Genomic DNA, 15,437 nt, shown 5'->3' with positions numbered 1-15,437 from the left:
CTTCTTGCACCACCCATTGTTGACGACTGCGCATCAATGGGACGCGGAAGATATCGAGAACGGGGAGACGTCGCGGCATCATGCCCGTGTGGACACCAAGCTCACCGTTCCGGCGCACGCCGCCTCGCTGACCCTGCCCGATCTCCTCGGACTGCTGGAACTCGCGTGCTCCGACGACCCGCGGAACCGGGTGAGCACCTGGATCGGCCGGCCGCAGCCGCATCCCGAGGACCGGGTCTTCGGGGGCTTGCTGCTGGCGCAGTCGCTGGTGGCGGCCGGTCGCACCGCCGACCCCGAGCAGCGGGTGGTGAGCCTGCAAGCCGACTTCGTGGCCGGTGTGCCCACTGGAGGAGAGCTGCGGTGGGAGGTGGAGCGGGTTTCCGAGGCACCGTCGCTGTGCACGCGCCGGTCGCGCCTGGTCGACGACGCGGGCAACGAGCTCTTCTGCGCGGTGTCCAGGTGGGCGCGCGTCCGCGAGGACCAGCCGTCGTACTCGGCGGCGCGGCCGGTCGAAGCTCCCAACCCGGAGGGGTTGCCGGACCTCGCCGACCGCTTCGCCGACGATGAGCGCATCCCGCCGTGGTGGCGGATGGCGCGGCCGGTGCACTTCCGCCACGTGGAGGACCCGCCTTACCTCGCTGCGACCGGGGAGGGCGACCGGCGGACCACTTTCCTGCGCGCCGCCGGGTCGCTGCCGGAGGAGCACGTCCTGCGCGCGGCACTGGCGGCCTACGTGACCGACATGAGCGTGCTCGAGCCCGCGTTCGTGGCGCTCCGCGCGGCCCGCCACGCTCCCGGTGCCCGGATCCTCAGCCTGACGCACGCGCTGACGTTCCACGCCCAGCCCGACCTGGGCGAGTGGCACCAGTTCGACTGCCGGGTGGAGTCGGTGGCGAACGGACGGGCGCACGGCGTCGGCGAACTCTTCGACCCGTCGGGCCGTCACGTCGCCACGGCCGCGCAGGTCGGCCTGCTCAAGGTCGTCCGCTGACGACTCAAGTGGCGCACGGAGTCCAGACGGCATGTCAGGTCCCGCTACCGCACCGCCGAGCAAAACGAGTTCGACACAAGGATTCGGCAAAAGCTCAGGTCAAGCTCGGTGTAGGGAGTGCTTCCTCGGACGCGTCGAGGACGGCCTTGAGGGCCGGGTTGGTGTCGCCGTGGCGCCAGATGAGCCGGGAGTAGGTGGCCGCCATCCCTTCCTCGAGCGGGATCGCGCGGATGCCTTCCTGAACCACGTTCTCGACCGCCACGTCGATGGAGAAGGTGATGCCGACTCCGGCCGAGACCAGGGCCATGGCGGTCCACGAGTCCGGGGCGGTCTGCACGATGTTGGGGGCGTAACCAGCGGCATGGGCCTTGCGGATGAAGCTGTCGCGCACGCTCGAGGCCGGGTCCGCCGGCAGCATCACGAAGGGTTCGTGGCGCAGCTCGGCCATGCTGACCCGCTGCCGATCCGCCAGGGGGTGTTCCTCGGGGACGACGATCACGTGGTGCTCGACCGTCAATATCCGATGCTCGATGCCGGGTGGCTCGATCGTCCACCGCACGATCGCGAGGTCCAGGTCTCCGTCCATGACCGCGCGCAGGGCCGCGTCGTTGAAGGTCCTGCTGCGCAGGCTCAGTTCGATGCCGGGGTGCTTCTCCCGCACGCTGCGGCCGAGCTGGCCGACGAGCAGGTACGACGACGGGCCTGCGAAACCCATCCGCACGCGGCCGGTCTTGCCCCGGCCTGCGGACTGCACCGCTCGCCGGGCCACCCGGAAGCCGTCGACGATCTGGCGGGCCGGCTCGACGAGCGCCTCTCCGGCGCTGGTCAACCGAACGCTGCGGGTGGTGCGGTCGAACAGCTGCGCATCGAGGTCCCGCTCCAGCTGCTTGATCGTGCGGCTCAGCGGCGGCTGAGCGATGTGCAGCCGGTCGGCGGCGCGGCCGAAGTGGAGCTCCTCGGCGACGGCGAGGAACGCCTGGAGGTGGTGCAGGTCCATGACGAGCACTTTTGCGCACGGGGCAACAATGCCGCAAGCATTAGGTATTGGACGGGCATAAGCGGCCGCGGCCATGCTTGCGGTCATGAGCACCGATCTCCTCCCGCTCGAGGGCATCACCGTGGTCGCCCTGGAGCAGGCCGTCGCGGCGCCGCTCGCGACCCGCCACCTCGCCGACCTCGGAGCGCGGGTCATCAAGCTGGAGCGGGTCGGGGAGGGTGACTTCGCCCGAAACTACGACCACGCCGTGCACGGCCTGGCGTCGCACTTCGTGTGGCTCAACCGCGGCAAGGAGTCCGTGGCGCTGGACCTCAAGTCCGCGGAGGGCGCCGACATCGCGCGTCGTCTGGTGGCGGAGGCGGACGTGTTCCTGCAGAACGCGGCCCCCGGCGCGGCCGAGCGACTCGGCCTGGGCGCTGACGATCTCGCGGCCCGGCACCCGCGCCTGGTGGTCGCGGAGATCTCCGGCTACGGCACCGGCGGGCCGCTGAGCGGCCGGAAGGCCTACGACATGCTGATCCAGGCCGAGTCCGGCCTGATCTCGGTCACGGGTACGCCGGAGACCGCGACCAAGACCGGTGTTCCCTCCGCCGACATCGCGGCCGGTCTCTACACTGCTCAGGCCGTCGTGGCGGCGCTGTTCCGGCGCGAGCGCACCGGACGCGGTGGCGTCGTCGACATCTCCATGTTCGATGCCACCGTCGAGTGGCTCGGCCACCCGATGTACATGCAGATGTACGGCGGTCGGCAGATCCCGCGGATGGGGCTCAGCCACGCCTCGATCGCGCCCTACGACGCGTTCCCGACCGGCGATGGGGAGATCCTGATCGGCGTCCAGAACGACCGGGGCTGGCGGGCGCTGGTCACCGAGGTCTTCGAACGGCCGGACCTCGCCGAACATCCGCGGCTGGTCACCAACCCGTTGCGGGTCCGGCACCGGCAGGAGTGCGACGCGGTCGTGGCGGAGCAGACCCTGCGCTTCACCACGGCCGAGCTCGACACCCGGCTCGCCGCGGCCGGCGTCCCGGCCGCCCAGGTCAACGACATGGCCGGGTTGGTCGACCACGCCCAGCTCGCGTCCCGCGACCGGTGGCGCGAGGTGGCGACGCCGGCGGGTCCGGTGCGAGCCGTGCTGCCCCCGATGACTTTTCGCGACGTCGAGCTGAAGATGGGTGACATCCCCGAGCTCGGCGCGCACACCGACAGGGTGCTGGGCGAGCTCGGCATCGACCTCGCCGCCCGGGACCGGCTCGCCGTTTCCGGCGTCGTCGGCCGCCCGGCCGACGTGCCCGACGCCGCCTCCTGACCTCGCTGATCCGCCGCCCCCACTGCCCTAGGAGCTTCTGCCATGGAACCCGACGAGTTCACCTCGGTCCTCGAGGCCGTCCGCGCGTTCGTCCGCAAGGAGGTCGTCGCCGCGGAGGATGAGATCGAGGAGACCGACAAGATCCCGGACCGGCTGCGTCGGAAGGCCGCGCAGATGGGGCTGTTCGGCTACGCCATCCCGGAGGAGTACGGCGGCCTCGGCTTCAGCATGTCCGAGGAAGTGCGGCTGGCGATGGAACTGGGGTGGACGACGCCCTCGTTCCGCTCGATGTTCGGCACCAACAACGGCATCGCGGGTCAGGTGCTGGTCAACTGCGGTACCGAGCGCCAGAAGGACGCCTACCTGCCGGCGCTGGCCGGCGGCGAGCAGATCGCGTCGTTCGCGCTCACCGAACCGGAGGCGGGTTCGGACCCGAGCGGGCTGACCACCCGTGCCGCGCGCGACGGTGACGACTACGTGATCAACGGCCAGAAGCGGTTCATCACCAACGCGATCTGGGCGGACCTGCTCATGGTCTTCGCCCGCACCGGCGACGTGAGCGAGGGGGCGCGCAACATCTCGGTCTTCGTCGTGCCGACCGGTGCCGACGGAGTCAGGATCGGCCCGAAGGACCACAAGATGGGGCAGCGCGGTGCCGTGACGTCCGAGATCTTCTTCGACGACGTCCGGGTCCCGGCCGGGAACCTCATCGGAGAGGTCGAGGGCGAGGGCTTCTCGGCCGCGATGCGCTCCCTGGCGAAGGGACGGCTGCACATCGCCGCTCTCACCGTCGGTCTGTCGGACCGGCTCATCGACGAGAGCCTGCGCCACGCCACGACGAACGGCCAGGGCGGGCAGAAGCTCGCCGAGTTCCAACTGGTCCAGGCGATGCTCGCGGAGAGCCGCACCGATGCCTACGCCGGGCGGGCGATGGTGCTCGAGGCGGCCCGCAACTGGGACGACGGCAGCGATCGCCGGCTGGCTCCGTCGATGTGCAAGCTCTTCTGCACCGAGGCGGTCGACCGGATCGCCGACCGCGCCGTGCAGGTCCACGGCGGCCTCGGGTACATGCGCGAGGTGCCGGTCGAGCGGTTCTACCGCGACGCACGGCTGTTCCGGCTCTACGAGGGGACCAGCGAGATCCAGAAGCTGATCATCGCCAAGCAGATGATCAAGGGGTTCGCGGCATGAGCGCCGTCGTCGTCGAGGACCGCGGACCCGTCCGCGTCCTCACCATCGACCGGCCCGCGCGCCGCAACGCGCTCGACCTCGACGACCGGCTCGAACTGCTCGACGCGCTCAAGACCGCCGACCGCGAGGCCCGGGCGATCGTGCTCACCGGCGCGGGCACCGTCTTCTGCGCCGGCGGGGACATCCGGTCGATGTCCCAGGACCCGGAGGTCGCACGACAGCGGCTCGAGGTCGTCAATGCCGTGGTGCGCCAGATGGTCACCGGTGAGCGCCCCATCGTGGCCGCCGTCGAGGGCGGCGCCTTCGGCCTCGGCCTCGCCCTGGCCTCGGCCTGCGACGTGGTCGTCGCGGGTCGCTCGGCGACCTTCTCGACATCCTTCGCGAAGATCGGGCTGGCGCCGGACACCGGGCTGTCCTACACGCTGCCGCTGCGAGTGGGGCGGGGGAGGACCCGGGAGTTGCTGCTGACCGCGCGCACCTTCGACGCGACGGAGGCCGAGCGCATCGGCGTGGTGGAGACCCTCGTCGACGACGGTGCCGCGCTCGAAGCAGCTGCCGCCGCCGCGACCGCGCTGGCGGAGTTGTCGGCGCCCATGGTCGCCGGCGTGCGCCACCTGCTGGCGCAGCCCGACCAGAGCCTCGAAGGCCTGCTGGCGGCTGAAGCGGACACGCAGGTCGAGCTGCTGGGCGGACCGCAATTCGCCGAAGGGAGAGCAGCCTTCCTCGAACGCCGCCGCCCGGACTTCCTGAACAGCTGAGGTCGAGACGTCATTTCAGAAGCTTGCGCAACTCTGCTTTTTGAATCTTCCCTGCGGCGGAGGTGGGTAGCGCGTCGACGATTTCGATGTCGCGGATCTTCTTGTAGGGGAGGACTCGTTCGGCGACGAACGCCTTGAGCTGGTCGGTGTCGAGCACCGCGCCGCATCGCGGGACGACGAAGGCGACGGGTTCCTCGCCGACCGAGGGGACCGATCGGCCCACGACCGCGACCGAGCTGATGTCGGGATGGGTGTGCAGCAGCTCTTCGAGTTCGCGGGGGTAGACGTTGTAACCCTTGTAGATCAGCATCTCCTTGGCCCGATCGGCGATGAAGACGAACCCGTCCTCGTCCCGGTAGCCGAGATCACCGGTGCGGAGCCATCCGTCGGCGAATTGCTCGGCGGTCGCCTCGGGGTGATCGAGGTAGCCACTGGTCACCTGCGGTCCGTGCACCCACAGCTCGCCGACCTCGTTCGGTGGCAGCAAGCTGGTGCCCTCGCCGGGAGCGCGAACCTCCACCACCGTGTCCACCACGGGCAGGCCGACACTGCCGATCTTGCGCTTGGCGCCGCGCAGCAGTGGAGACGCGGTGACCAGGCAGGTCGCCTCGGTCAGGCCGTACCCCTCCGAGACCACAGCGGAGGGGAACGCGGCTTGCAGACCTTCCAGCGTCGCCTGATCGATCGGTGCGGCCCCGGACGAGAGCGCCAAGGTGGAGGACAGATCGTGGTTCTCCAAAGCGGGGCAGTCCAGGATCTGGTGCCACATCGCCGGGCTGCCGGTGATGTAGGTGGCGCGGTGCCGTTCGATGGATTCCAGCAGCCGCTCCGGTGAGAAGCGTCCGGTCAGCACGAGGGTGGTCCCGCACATGAGCAGGAAGTTCATGTTGATCAGCGCGTGCGCGTGGAAGAGCGGTGACACCACGACGGAAACGGCGTCGCCTGGTCGCACACAGGGCTCGGGAACGCCGTCGATCGCGCGCAGTTGGCACTCCCGGCCGTCGGCGATGATCAGGTGCGCTGCGCGCCAGGCGGTCATCTGAGCGGTGTTGGCCACGACGTTGCGGTGCAGCACGCGGACGCCCTTGGAGACGCCGGTCGTGCCACCGGTGTAAGCGAGGTGGGCGACGTCTTCCCCGGTCACCGTGACCGCAGGCGGCACGGCGGAGTGCCCGGCCACGAACTCCGGTACCGGGACGCTCCCGTCTCCCACTGGCATCGGCTCGTGCGAGGGCGCGCAGGAGCTCGGCGGTGCCACCAGGACTGTCCGGACGGAAGTGCCGGTCCGGGCCTCGCGCAGGCTCGCCGCATGCGCCGGGTGGGTGACAACGGCCGTGGCGTCGGTGTCACGAAGCTGTCTGCGCAGCCCCGGCGCCGGCTCCAGCGGGTTCGAGAGGGACACGGCCGCACCGGCGAGCAACGCACCGAAGTAGCTGATGGGAAACCAGATGCTGTTCGCCAGGTGGAGCTGGACCACGTCACCTTCGCGGACGCCCGCGGCCCGCAGGGCGTTGGCGAAGGCGGCCGCCTGCTCGTGCAGCTGCGTGAACGTGAGCCGCTCATCCCCGTCGATCACGGCGACCCGGTCGCCGTAGAGCCTTGCCGCGGCGGCATTCAGGTCCGGCAGCGTCAGGTCCGGGTAGTCGATCGAGGTCGGCATTCCCTGCGGCCAGTACGCGTTCATCGGACGATCCCCTCTGAGACCAACATGGCGATGCCGCCTGGCACCTGCCCGCGGAAAGACGAGGCCTTCGACGAGTCGGGCGCCTCGGTTCGGTTCCGGCGCACCAGGAATCGGATTCCACCACCGCGGCTCGGCCCCGCGCAAAGACGGAGCCCCGTACGGTTCCATCATCAAAACCTATATGCGCAGGTGACAAACCCATTGCCCGAGCGTATGGTGCGGCCAGTGGATCTGCGCCTCGTCAGGTACTTCCTCGCCGTGGTCGACCACGGCGGGATCACCAAGGCCGCTCAGGCGCTCTACATCGCGCAGCCTTCGCTGTCCCAGGCGATCCGCGCGCTCGAACGCGAGCTCGGCGTCGAGCTCTTCGACCGATCCCGCCGCCAGCTCACCCTGACCTCGGACGGGGAGGCTTTCGCGGGGCCCGCGCGCAACATCCTGATCGCTGCCGATAGCGCCAGGGCCAAAGTACGGTCCGTGCGCGATCTAGTCGCCGGCCGGTTGGAGATCGCCACCGTCTCGACGCTGGCGGTGGACCCGATGGCGGATCTGACCAGCAGGTTGCTGAGCCGCCATCCCGACATACTCGTCAACGTCCTGGATCCCGGCAGCCCTGCCGGGGTCGTGAGCCGGGTCCGGCGGGGGGAAGCCGAGTTCGGCCTGGTCGAGCTTCCGGTGAAGGGCGATGAGGTGCTGCAATCCCGCGAGCTGTGGGAACAGGACATCACCCTCGTCCTCCCGCCGGTGCTGGCGGGAGGACTCCCCGATCCGGTGCCGATCGAAGCGATCGCCGCGATCCCGCTGGTGGTCGAGGTGTCCGACGCGGGGGGCCTTCCGCTCATCGATCACCGGTTGGCGCAGGTGATCGGCAACGTCGCGGTCGAATGCGCGCATCGGCAGGCGATCTGGGATCTGGTCACGCGTGGAGCCGGCGCGACGTTCCTTCCCCGGCGGATCGCTGAAACCCAGTTGCACGGGGTGGTGGTGCGCTCCTTGACGCCGTCGATCAAGCGCACCATCGGGTTGCTGTTCCGCCGAGGTCCGCTCTCCCCTGCCGCTGCGGCCTTCCTCGACGTCGCCGAGGTCATCAGAGCGGAGCGGTCTCGCGAGCGAGTTCCACGAACGCCCGGCCAGCGGGGGACAGGCCCGAAGGTTCGTACACGAGACCGTAAGCGCGGCTGAGGCTCGGTTCGGTCTGACGCACGACAGCTCCCCGTCGCGCTGCGTCTTCGGCCATCGATCGTTCGAGGAAGGTCGCTCCCACTCCGTTGAAGACGAGCGGACACCGTGCCTCGCGGTGCTGGATGATGACCGCCGGCCGGAGCGCTCCGCCCGCTCGGGCGATCGCGGATTCGATGTGCCCGGCGTGGGAGCCGCCGCGCGGGACGACCACGTGAGGAACGTCGGGCAGCGCCGACAACGGCAGTGGGTCGTCGGGCGGTACGTCGGAGCCGGGTGGGCAGACCAGCCACCAGTCCTGCACACCCAGTTCATCCACGGTGAGATCAGCGCTGTCGAGGACGGGCAGGTGGCTCACCACGAGCTCGCAGTGGCCGTCTCTGACCAACGACGGCGCCGAGGCCTCGTCGTGGAGGGTTCCGATGCGCACCGAGATCCCGGGGAACCTCTGCCGGAACGAACTGACCAGCGTTGCGACCGGTTCCACTGAAAGGGCGGCCAGCGCGCGGATGTCCAGCCGCCCGCGCGGCTTTCCTGACGAGTCGGCCAGCGATCCCTCCGCAGTGACGACGGTGCGCAGCATTCTGCGGGCCGGGCCGACCAGGGCGTGTCCTGCAGAGGTGAGCACCATGCCGCGACCGATCCGGTGGAACAGCTCGACGTCGAGCTCGCGTTCGAGCCCGCGGATGGCCTGCGAAACCGTGGGCTGAGCCACGCCGAGCGAGGTCGCAGCCGCGTTGAGGCCGTCGTTGTCCACGACCGCGAGGAAGTACTCGACCTGTTGGAGGTACACGACCTCCACCCTAACCGCGAAAGCGCTTGGTGGGGTTCGACCTGCAGGTATAGGCAGGGCCATTCCCACGGTTCCGTCACCGGTCTTTGACCTGGTGACTCAGGTCACTCAGCGTGCTGAGCAGACAACGGGCGATTCGCCGAAAACACGCACCTCGGGTGCGCAGTCCGCGCCACCTGCGAGATCGCTGCCTCGAAGGGACCGAGACATGTCAACACCCAGCCCCACAGCTCTGACCGCAGAGGCATCGGACCCAGGCGCAGGAACCAGAGGAAAGGCGTGGGGGCTCACCGGGCTCCTGGTCCTGCTCTACGTCGTCAACTGGGCGGACAAGGCGGTCCTGGGCATCGTCGCGCAGCCGCTGGCCAGGGAGCTCGGACTGTCGGCGTCGCAGATCGGCCTGGTCGGCAGCGCGTTCTTCCTGACCTTCACCGTCGGCGGGTTCTTCGCGGGACTGCTGGACAAGTACACGACCCTCAAGTGGTCGATGGTGCTGCTCTCCCTCGGTTGGGCCCTGGCGATGCTCCCGACGGTCTTCGCAGCGACCTTCGCCGTGCTGTTGGTGAGTCGCATGTTCCTGGGCTTCACCGAGGGGCCGTCCTCGGCGCTGATCCACACCGGCACGTACTCCTGGCATCCCCGTGAGAAGCGCGGGCTGCCCTCGGCCTGCATCACCGGTGCGGCCTCCATCGCGAAGATCGCGGTGGCACCCGTTCTGGCTCTCGTGGTCGCCGGATTCGGCTGGCGGGCGGCGTTCCTCGTCCTCGCCGTTACCGGCGTGGCGTGGTGCGCGATCTGGCTGCCGTTCTGGAAGGCCGGACCGTACGGCGAGGAGAAGGCGAGCAAGCAGCCCGGCGGCGGGGCGCCCGACGTCTCCTGGGGGCGGATCGTCCTGACCCCGAGCTTCCTCGGTGGGGCTGCTGCGATCTTCGCGATGTATGCGCTGGTGACCGTCGTGCTGACCTGGCTTCCGTCCTACTTCGAGGTCGGCCTCGGCTACTCAGCGGTGCAGGCCGGGTCGATGTTCGGCTTTCCCAGCATCGCGAGCCTGGTGTTGATGTTCGCGCTGTCGTTCACCAGTGACCGGCTGATCGCCGGTGGTGCGACGTCGCGGATGCTGCGCGGCCTGCTGCCCTCGGCCGGTTTGATGATCTGCGGTGCGGCGATGACCACGTTGCCCTACCTCGACACCCCCTGGGTCGCGGTGGCGGTCGTGTCGGTCGGTTACGCGTTCGGTGCCAGCATCTTCCCGTTGTTCAACTCGGCGATCTCGGAAATCGTCCCTCCGCAGCAGCTCGCGGGCACCCTCGGCGTCTTCATGGCGATCATGTCGACGGGCGGGCTGCTCGGTCCCTACCTGACCGGGCTGATCGTCGACAGGGCCGCGTCCGCCGAGGACGGCTACGCGCTCGCCTTCCAGATCTTCGGGATCATCGCTCTCGTCGGCGGAACGATCGCACTCCTGACGGTCAACCCGGAGCGGGACAAGGTCCGCCTGATGGGGGCGCGGGCCGCTGCGACGAGCGCCAACTGACCGCGGGACCGGACGAAGACGCCGCCACGATTCGACCGCAGTGCCGGGGATTCAGCGCCCGCGCTGCGTGCCGAAGGCATTCCGAGCCCGGGCATCCATAGGTCGCGGCTATCAGCCCGTTCCGCACTCGGTCTTTGTGCGGATCGTGAGCAGCGAGAAGGATCCACGGGGAGCCAAGGAGGAACTCACATGAGAGATGCGGTCATCGTCGATGCTGTCCGCACGCCGGTCGGCAAGCGCAACGGAGCGCTTGCGGAGGTTCATCCGGTCGACCTGTCGGCCCACGTGCTCACCGCTCTCGTCGAGCGCACCCAGGTGGAGCCTGCCGAGATCGACGACGTTGTCTGGGGTTGTGTGAGCCAGGCCGGTGACCAGGCCGGCAGCGTCGGTCGGCTCGCCGTGCTCGCCGCGGGGTGGCCCGAATCCGTTCCCAGCACGGTGGTCGACCGCCGCTGTGGCTCCAGCCAGCAGGCCGTGCACTTCGCCGCCGCCGGCATCGCCGCCGGGCACTACGAGTTCGCCATCGCCGGTGGCGTGGAGTCGATGAGCCGCGTACCGATGGGGTCCGCAGCACAAGGTGGCGAACCGTACCCGGCCTCCGTCCTCGAGCGCTACGGCGTGGGCGGATTCAACCAGGGCATCGGCGCGGAAATGGTGGCCGCCAAGTGGGGGTTGTCGCGGCAGCAGCTCGACGAATACGCGTGCCGGTCGCACGCGAGAGCGGCGGCGGCCGTCGACTCCGGGGTGCTCGACGGGCAGCTGGTGCCTGTCGCCGGTGGGCTTCAGAGCGACGAGGGAATCCGGCGTGGCTCGTCAGCCGAGACGCTGGCCGGGCTGAGAACGGCCTTCCGCGAAGACGGCGTGATCACGGCGGGCAACTCCTCCCAGATCTCCGACGGCGCGGGCGCCCTGCTGATCACCTCATCGGAGACGGCCAGATCACGCGGACTTCGGCCGATCGCGCGGGTGCACACCGTCGCGCTGGCCGGCGATGACCCGGTCATGATGCTCACCGCACCGATCGCGGCCACCGCCAAAGCGCTGAAGAAGTCCGGGCTGAGCGTTGACGACATCGGCGCGTTCGAAGTGAACGAGGCCTTCGCGCCGGTTCCCCTGGCTTGGCGAGCGGAAACCGGGGTACCTGCCGAGCGGCTCAACCCGCTCGGCGGGGCCATCGCGGTGGGCCATCCGCTGGGTGGCTCGGGCGCGGTGCTGATGACCCGGCTGTTGCACCACATGGAGAGCCAGGGCCTGGGGTACGGCCTGCAGACGATGTGCGAAGCGGGTGGCATGGCCAACGCCACGATCCTCGAACTGCTCTGAACCTCTGCTCCTCCACGAAGGACTCCACCATGAGAAGGACGATCTACGGTGCGGAGCACGACGCTTTCCGCGAGACGGCGCGCGAGTTCCTCACCAAGGAGGTCGTGCCGCAGTTCCCCGACTGGGAAGCGGCCGGCCTCGTGCCCCGCGAGGTCTTCACCAGGATCGGCGAGCTCGGCGTTCTGGGGATCCAGGTGCCGGAGGAGTACGGCGGAGCCGGAATCGACAGCTTCCTGTACTCCGCGGTGTGGGCGGAGGAGACCGCCGGGGCCTACGTCAACCTCGGCGGCCTGAGCGTCCACTTGAACGTCGTGCTGCCGTACTTCCTCGCCTACTGCGACGAGGAGCAGAAGCGGCGATGGCTCCCCGGCCTGGCCAGCGGCGAGCTGATGACCTCGATCGCGATGACCGAGCCCGGCACCGGGTCCGACCTGGCGGCGATGACGACCAGCGCCGAGAAGCGCGGCGACCACTTCGTCCTGAACGGAGCGAAGACCTTCATCACCGGTGGAATCAACGCCGACCTCGTGATCGTCGTCGCCCGCACGAGCCCCGGCGAGAACCGCCGGGGCGGTCTCTCCCTGCTCGTCGTCGAGGGTGACATGGCCGGGTTCACGCGAGGCCGCAACCTCGACAAGATCGGGCTGAGAACGCAGGACACGGCGGAACTGTTCTTCGACGACGTCCGCGTTCCGGTGGGCAACCTGCTCGGCGAGGAGGCCAAGGCCTTCGACTACCTCACGGGCAACCTCCCCCAGGAGCGCCTGGGCATCGCGGTGGGCGCGCAAGCGGCAGCCGAGGCCGCGCTGACGACGACGCTGGAGTACGTGCAGGAGCGCTCAGCGTTCGGCACCACCGTTTCCTCGTTCCAGAACACCAAGTTCGAACTCGCATCCTGCGCGACGGATGTCGAGGCCGGACGTTCGATGCTGGATCGGGCGCTGGCCGAGCACGACGCCGGGGAACTGTCGCCCGCCGACGCGGCGAAGGTGAAGATCTTCTGCACAGAACTGCAGGGACGGGTGATCGACCGGTGTCTGCAATTGCACGGCGGCTACGGATACATCCGGGAGTACCCGATCGGGCGGCTGTACGCCGATGCCCGGGTCAGCCGGATCTACGGCGGCACGACCGAAGTGCTCAAGACGATCATCAGCAAGTCGTTGGGCCTGTGAGCAGCGCACGAGAAGGGGATTTCGGCATGCGCTTGGAAGGAATGTCCACCGCCATCACGGGCGGCGCGTCGGGGCTGGGGCTGGCCACGGCTCGCCGGTTGGTCGAAGCCGGTGGCGAGGTGACGATCATCGACCTGCCGACCTCCGATGGACCGGAGATCGCGAAGGAACTGGGGGAGGCGGCCCGGTTCGCCGCGGCGGACGTCACCGACACCGAGCAGTTCGCCGCCGCGCTCGATGCCGCCGACGAGCACGGCGCGCTGCGCGGGATCGTGCACTGCGCCGGCGCGGGCCGAAAGGTCCGGCTGTTGGACAGGGAGGGAAACCCCGGGTCGCTCGAGGACTTCGAGTGGGTGATCAAGCTCAACCTGATCGGTTCGTTCAACGCCTTGAGGCTCGGTGCCGCGCGGATGGCCCGCCACGACGCGGTTGACGGCGAACGCGGCGCTATCGTGCTGACCGCGTCGGTGGCGGCCTACGAGGGGCAGATCGGTCAGATCCCGTACACCGCGTCGAAGGCGGGGATCGTCGGGATGACCCTGACAGCGGCACGCGATCTCGCCAGCAAGTCCATCCGCGTGTGCACCATCGCGCCGGGGGTCATGGACACCCCGCTGCTGGCCCGGTTGCGCGACGACGTGCGCACGTCCCTCGAGAACACCGTGCCCAACCCGTCCCGGCTCGGACGCACCGACGAGTTCGGCCACCTCGCCTGCAGCATCCTCGAGAACGGCTACCTCAACGGCGAAACCATCCGCCTCGACGGGGCGATCCGGATGGCTCCGCGCTAGTCGGGAGCCTGTGCAGCGTTGGAGCACACCCCGTCATCGGACGTGAGCTCAAGATCTTCTCCTCTGGTTCGCGGTGTTGCCCGACCTGGTCTGTCGCGCAGAACCCCACCGGGAGAAGGTGACGCTGGAGCAGAACCCCGGGGACGTGGCCGCCGCGTCCTCTCGCTGCACGAGCCGGGCACCCCCGCCAAGTGCATCGAAATGCCGAAGTCGCGGTACGCGTTCTTCCGGGTCGACCAGGGGCGGCACAACGGCGACACCGTCGGGGAAATCGCTCGATCTCGGCTGCGTCGTCGACGAGCAGGACTTCGTCTCCTCGGCCACGGTTGATCGCTCGTTCGCCGAGGTGGGGACCGAGCGACGGTGCTGTGGGGCGAGGAGCCCAACTCGGGCAAGCCCGCGGTCGACCCGCACCGCCAGGTCGAGATCCGCGCCACCGTCGCACCCGCGCCGTACGTCCAGGTAGTCCGCGACTCCTACCGCAAGCCCTGATCAGTCTTGCTCCCCGTACGGATCGAGGCGGTGAACCACCATGCGCAGGCTGCCGGTGCTCAGCCGCCGGTGCCTCCGCCGTGGTCGCCTCCGCTGTCGGTTCCTCTTCCGCTGCCGTCGGGCCCACCGCCTGGGTAGCTGCCGTGCTGCCGGGGGCGAACAAATGTGCGGGGCGAGTGCTTCGGGTTCCTCATCGCCTCCGGCACCGCCACCGCCACCGGGCTCGAACGGATGCGGTGGTGCCGGTTCCGGAACGGAAACGGCTCGAACGTGTTCGGAGGACCTGGCTCCGGTTCCACTGGTGCCTGCTCCACGACCGGAGATTCGGCAGGCCGTGGCTCGGGAGTATCTCCGCCAGGCCAGAACGTGTAGATCAGACCAGCAGCGGCAGCCGCTCCGACCGCCACGACGCCGATCTTCTTGAAGCGGCTCTTGGCGACCTCGGCGCCGACTCGACCAGTGCTGTGCCCGCCAGCCAACTTCGCTATCTGGCTCACCGGCGGGAGTGGATCACCCGACCCCGCCGGAGCGGATGGACCGGGAGTCGGCTGCGCCTCGCCTGGCTTCAGTGTCCAGTCCGGCTTCTTCTGGCCGGTGCGCAACGTGGCCACCTTGTCGGTTGCAGCGTCCGCCGTCGGGGGCTCGCCACTCGGGTGCACCGGCGGGGGTGTCGCAGGCTCGGTGACCGGTAGGTCTGAAACGTCATCACCGGCCCGTTGCCCCGGTTCGTAGTCTTCGATCGGCCTGACGCCGGCATCCACGGGCGGCGTCTGGCGGAAATCGTCCAGCGCGGTCTGATCCGCCCAGGTGCCGGTCTGGTGGTCGTTCAGGAAGTCCTCGCTCGCGTGGGCCCCTCGAGGCGAGTGGTCCGCGCCCTCGATGCGTTGCCTGGTCGCCTCGATTTCCCTCTGCCCGTCCAGGAGTTCGTCCCTGAGTGCGTCCGTCCTCATCGATGTCCTCGACCTTCGACACCGGCACGCCCAGGGAATCCGCCTCCTGCACCTCCGCGCGATGCATATTCCGGTGCATCGCCAGCGCTTTCTGGGCTACTTCCAGCCTCGTTTTCCTGAGCTTCGATGTAGTCGTCCAGGGGGTCGCCCGCCCCCGCTGCACGGGAAGAGTGCCCGGGTGCCGCGAACGATCGGATGCAGCAGCTCCGCGGCCACACCGCCCCGGGAGTGCGGCAGGGGCTCGGCACTTCGTTGATCTTTGTGGCGACTTGC

Annotated in this window: 14 protein-coding genes; 10 read left to right on the top strand and 4 right to left on the bottom strand. The window is 69.2% G+C overall.

Annotation, left to right across the window (positions count from 1 at the left end; translation table 11 throughout):
- The first annotated feature begins 88 nt into the window (after positions 1-88).
- Positions 89-991, top strand: coding sequence for an acyl-CoA thioesterase (locus E1202_RS23085; protein ID WP_165943954.1), 903 nt, complete (start codon positions 89-91; stop codon positions 989-991).
- A 94-nt stretch (positions 992-1,085) separates the two neighbouring features.
- Here E1202_RS23085 and E1202_RS23080 read toward each other — a convergent pair whose 3' ends face one another.
- A complete protein-coding gene (locus tag E1202_RS23080; protein WP_132685222.1) occupies positions 1,086-1,988 on the bottom strand; it encodes a LysR family transcriptional regulator in 903 nt (300 codons plus the stop codon).
- An 85-nt stretch (positions 1,989-2,073) separates the two neighbouring features.
- Between E1202_RS23080 and E1202_RS23075 the strand changes: the two genes are divergently transcribed.
- The 3 genes from E1202_RS23075 to E1202_RS23065 are packed head-to-tail and all read left to right on the top strand — an operon-like array spanning position 2,074 to position 5,243.
- Complete coding sequence (locus E1202_RS23075) at positions 2,074-3,294, top strand: CaiB/BaiF CoA transferase family protein (protein ID WP_132685221.1); 1,221 nt, start codon at positions 2,074-2,076, stop codon at positions 3,292-3,294.
- Positions 3,295-3,336: 42 nt separating this feature from the next.
- Positions 3,337-4,485 carry an acyl-CoA dehydrogenase family protein gene (locus tag E1202_RS23070; protein WP_132685220.1) on the top strand — a complete coding sequence of 383 codons (1,149 nt, stop codon included), beginning with the start codon at positions 3,337-3,339 and terminating at the stop codon, positions 4,483-4,485.
- Positions 4,482-5,243 carry an enoyl-CoA hydratase/isomerase family protein gene (locus tag E1202_RS23065; RefSeq protein ID WP_132685219.1) on the top strand — a complete coding sequence of 254 codons (762 nt, stop codon included), beginning with the start codon at positions 4,482-4,484 and terminating at the stop codon, positions 5,241-5,243. The genes E1202_RS23070 and E1202_RS23065 overlap by 4 nt, the downstream gene beginning before the upstream one ends.
- Positions 5,244-5,253: 10 nt before the next feature.
- Here E1202_RS23065 and E1202_RS23060 read toward each other — a convergent pair whose 3' ends face one another.
- On the bottom strand, positions 5,254-6,927 hold the full coding sequence (locus E1202_RS23060) for a class I adenylate-forming enzyme family protein (protein WP_207918883.1): 1,674 nt from the start codon (positions 6,925-6,927) through the stop codon (positions 5,254-5,256).
- A 24-nt stretch (positions 6,928-6,951) separates the two neighbouring features.
- On the opposite strand from E1202_RS23060, the gene E1202_RS23055 reads away from it, so the two are divergent.
- Positions 6,952-8,109: a LysR family transcriptional regulator gene (locus tag E1202_RS23055; protein ID WP_235878909.1), complete on the top strand. Its 1,158-nt coding sequence runs from the start codon at positions 6,952-6,954 to the stop codon at positions 8,107-8,109.
- Here the strand turns inward: E1202_RS23055 and E1202_RS23050 are convergent.
- Positions 8,015-8,899, bottom strand: a complete 885-nt coding sequence (locus tag E1202_RS23050) for a LysR family transcriptional regulator (protein ID WP_132685218.1) — start codon at positions 8,897-8,899, stop codon at positions 8,015-8,017. The genes E1202_RS23055 and E1202_RS23050 overlap by 95 nt on opposite strands.
- Positions 8,900-9,107: 208 nt before the next feature.
- Here E1202_RS23050 and E1202_RS23045 point away from each other — a divergent pair, with 208 nt between their 5' ends.
- The 5 genes from E1202_RS23045 (at position 9,108) to E1202_RS32645 (ending at position 14,214) form a co-directional block, all read left to right on the top strand.
- The gene (locus E1202_RS23045; RefSeq protein WP_132685217.1) at positions 9,108-10,433 is read left to right on the top strand and encodes an MFS transporter; all 1,326 of its coding nucleotides are present in this window, start codon (positions 9,108-9,110) and stop codon (positions 10,431-10,433) included.
- A 189-nt stretch (positions 10,434-10,622) separates the two neighbouring features.
- Positions 10,623-11,756: a thiolase family protein gene (locus E1202_RS23040; RefSeq protein WP_132685216.1), complete on the top strand. Its 1,134-nt coding sequence runs from the start codon at positions 10,623-10,625 to the stop codon at positions 11,754-11,756.
- Positions 11,757-11,785: 29 nt separating this feature from the next.
- The gene (locus E1202_RS23035) at positions 11,786-12,931 is read left to right on the top strand and encodes an acyl-CoA dehydrogenase family protein (protein WP_132685215.1); all 1,146 of its coding nucleotides are present in this window, start codon (positions 11,786-11,788) and stop codon (positions 12,929-12,931) included.
- Positions 12,932-12,957: 26 nt separating this feature from the next.
- Positions 12,958-13,722 carry an SDR family NAD(P)-dependent oxidoreductase gene (locus E1202_RS23030; RefSeq protein WP_132685214.1) on the top strand — a complete coding sequence of 255 codons (765 nt, stop codon included), beginning with the start codon at positions 12,958-12,960 and terminating at the stop codon, positions 13,720-13,722.
- A 363-nt stretch (positions 13,723-14,085) separates the two neighbouring features.
- A complete protein-coding gene (locus E1202_RS32645; RefSeq protein WP_268952354.1) occupies positions 14,086-14,214 on the top strand; it encodes a hypothetical protein in 129 nt (42 codons plus the stop codon).
- A gap of 59 nt (positions 14,215-14,273) precedes the next feature.
- On the opposite strand, the gene E1202_RS31555 is transcribed toward E1202_RS32645, so the two are convergent.
- Positions 14,274-15,164 (bottom strand): hypothetical protein, encoded by an 891-nt coding sequence (locus tag E1202_RS31555; RefSeq protein WP_165943953.1) that lies wholly within the window; start codon positions 15,162-15,164, stop codon positions 14,274-14,276.
- Positions 15,165-15,437: the final 273 nt, after the last annotated feature.

The organism is Saccharopolyspora karakumensis, assembly GCF_004349225.1.
Classification (GTDB): domain Bacteria; phylum Actinomycetota; class Actinomycetes; order Mycobacteriales; family Pseudonocardiaceae; genus Saccharopolyspora; species Saccharopolyspora endophytica.
This window is presented reverse-complemented; position numbering and strand designations above follow the sequence as displayed.

Bases quoted from the DNA above. Each gene is read 5' to 3' on its own strand.
- E1202_RS23080 (WP_132685222.1), bottom strand. From the start codon at position 1,988: ATGGACCTGCACCACCTCCAGGCGTTCCTCGCCGTCGCCGAGGAGCTC.
- E1202_RS23075 (WP_132685221.1), top strand. From the start codon at position 2,074: ATGAGCACCGATCTCCTCCCGCTCGAGGGCATCACCGTGGTCGCCCTG.
- E1202_RS23070 (WP_132685220.1), top strand. From the start codon at position 3,337: ATGGAACCCGACGAGTTCACCTCGGTCCTCGAGGCCGTCCGCGCGTTC.
- E1202_RS23065 (WP_132685219.1), top strand. From the start codon at position 4,482: ATGAGCGCCGTCGTCGTCGAGGACCGCGGACCCGTCCGCGTCCTCACC.
- E1202_RS23060 (WP_207918883.1), bottom strand. From the start codon at position 6,927: ATGAACGCGTACTGGCCGCAGGGAATGCCGACCTCGATCGACTACCCG.
- E1202_RS23055 (WP_235878909.1), top strand. From the start codon at position 6,952: ATGGCGATGCCGCCTGGCACCTGCCCGCGGAAAGACGAGGCCTTCGAC.
- E1202_RS23045 (WP_132685217.1), top strand. From the start codon at position 9,108: ATGTCAACACCCAGCCCCACAGCTCTGACCGCAGAGGCATCGGACCCA.
- E1202_RS23040 (WP_132685216.1), top strand. From the start codon at position 10,623: ATGAGAGATGCGGTCATCGTCGATGCTGTCCGCACGCCGGTCGGCAAG.
- E1202_RS23035 (WP_132685215.1), top strand. From the start codon at position 11,786: ATGAGAAGGACGATCTACGGTGCGGAGCACGACGCTTTCCGCGAGACG.
- E1202_RS23030 (WP_132685214.1), top strand. From the start codon at position 12,958: ATGCGCTTGGAAGGAATGTCCACCGCCATCACGGGCGGCGCGTCGGGG.
- E1202_RS31555 (WP_165943953.1), bottom strand. From the start codon at position 15,164: ATGAGGACGGACGCACTCAGGGACGAACTCCTGGACGGGCAGAGGGAA.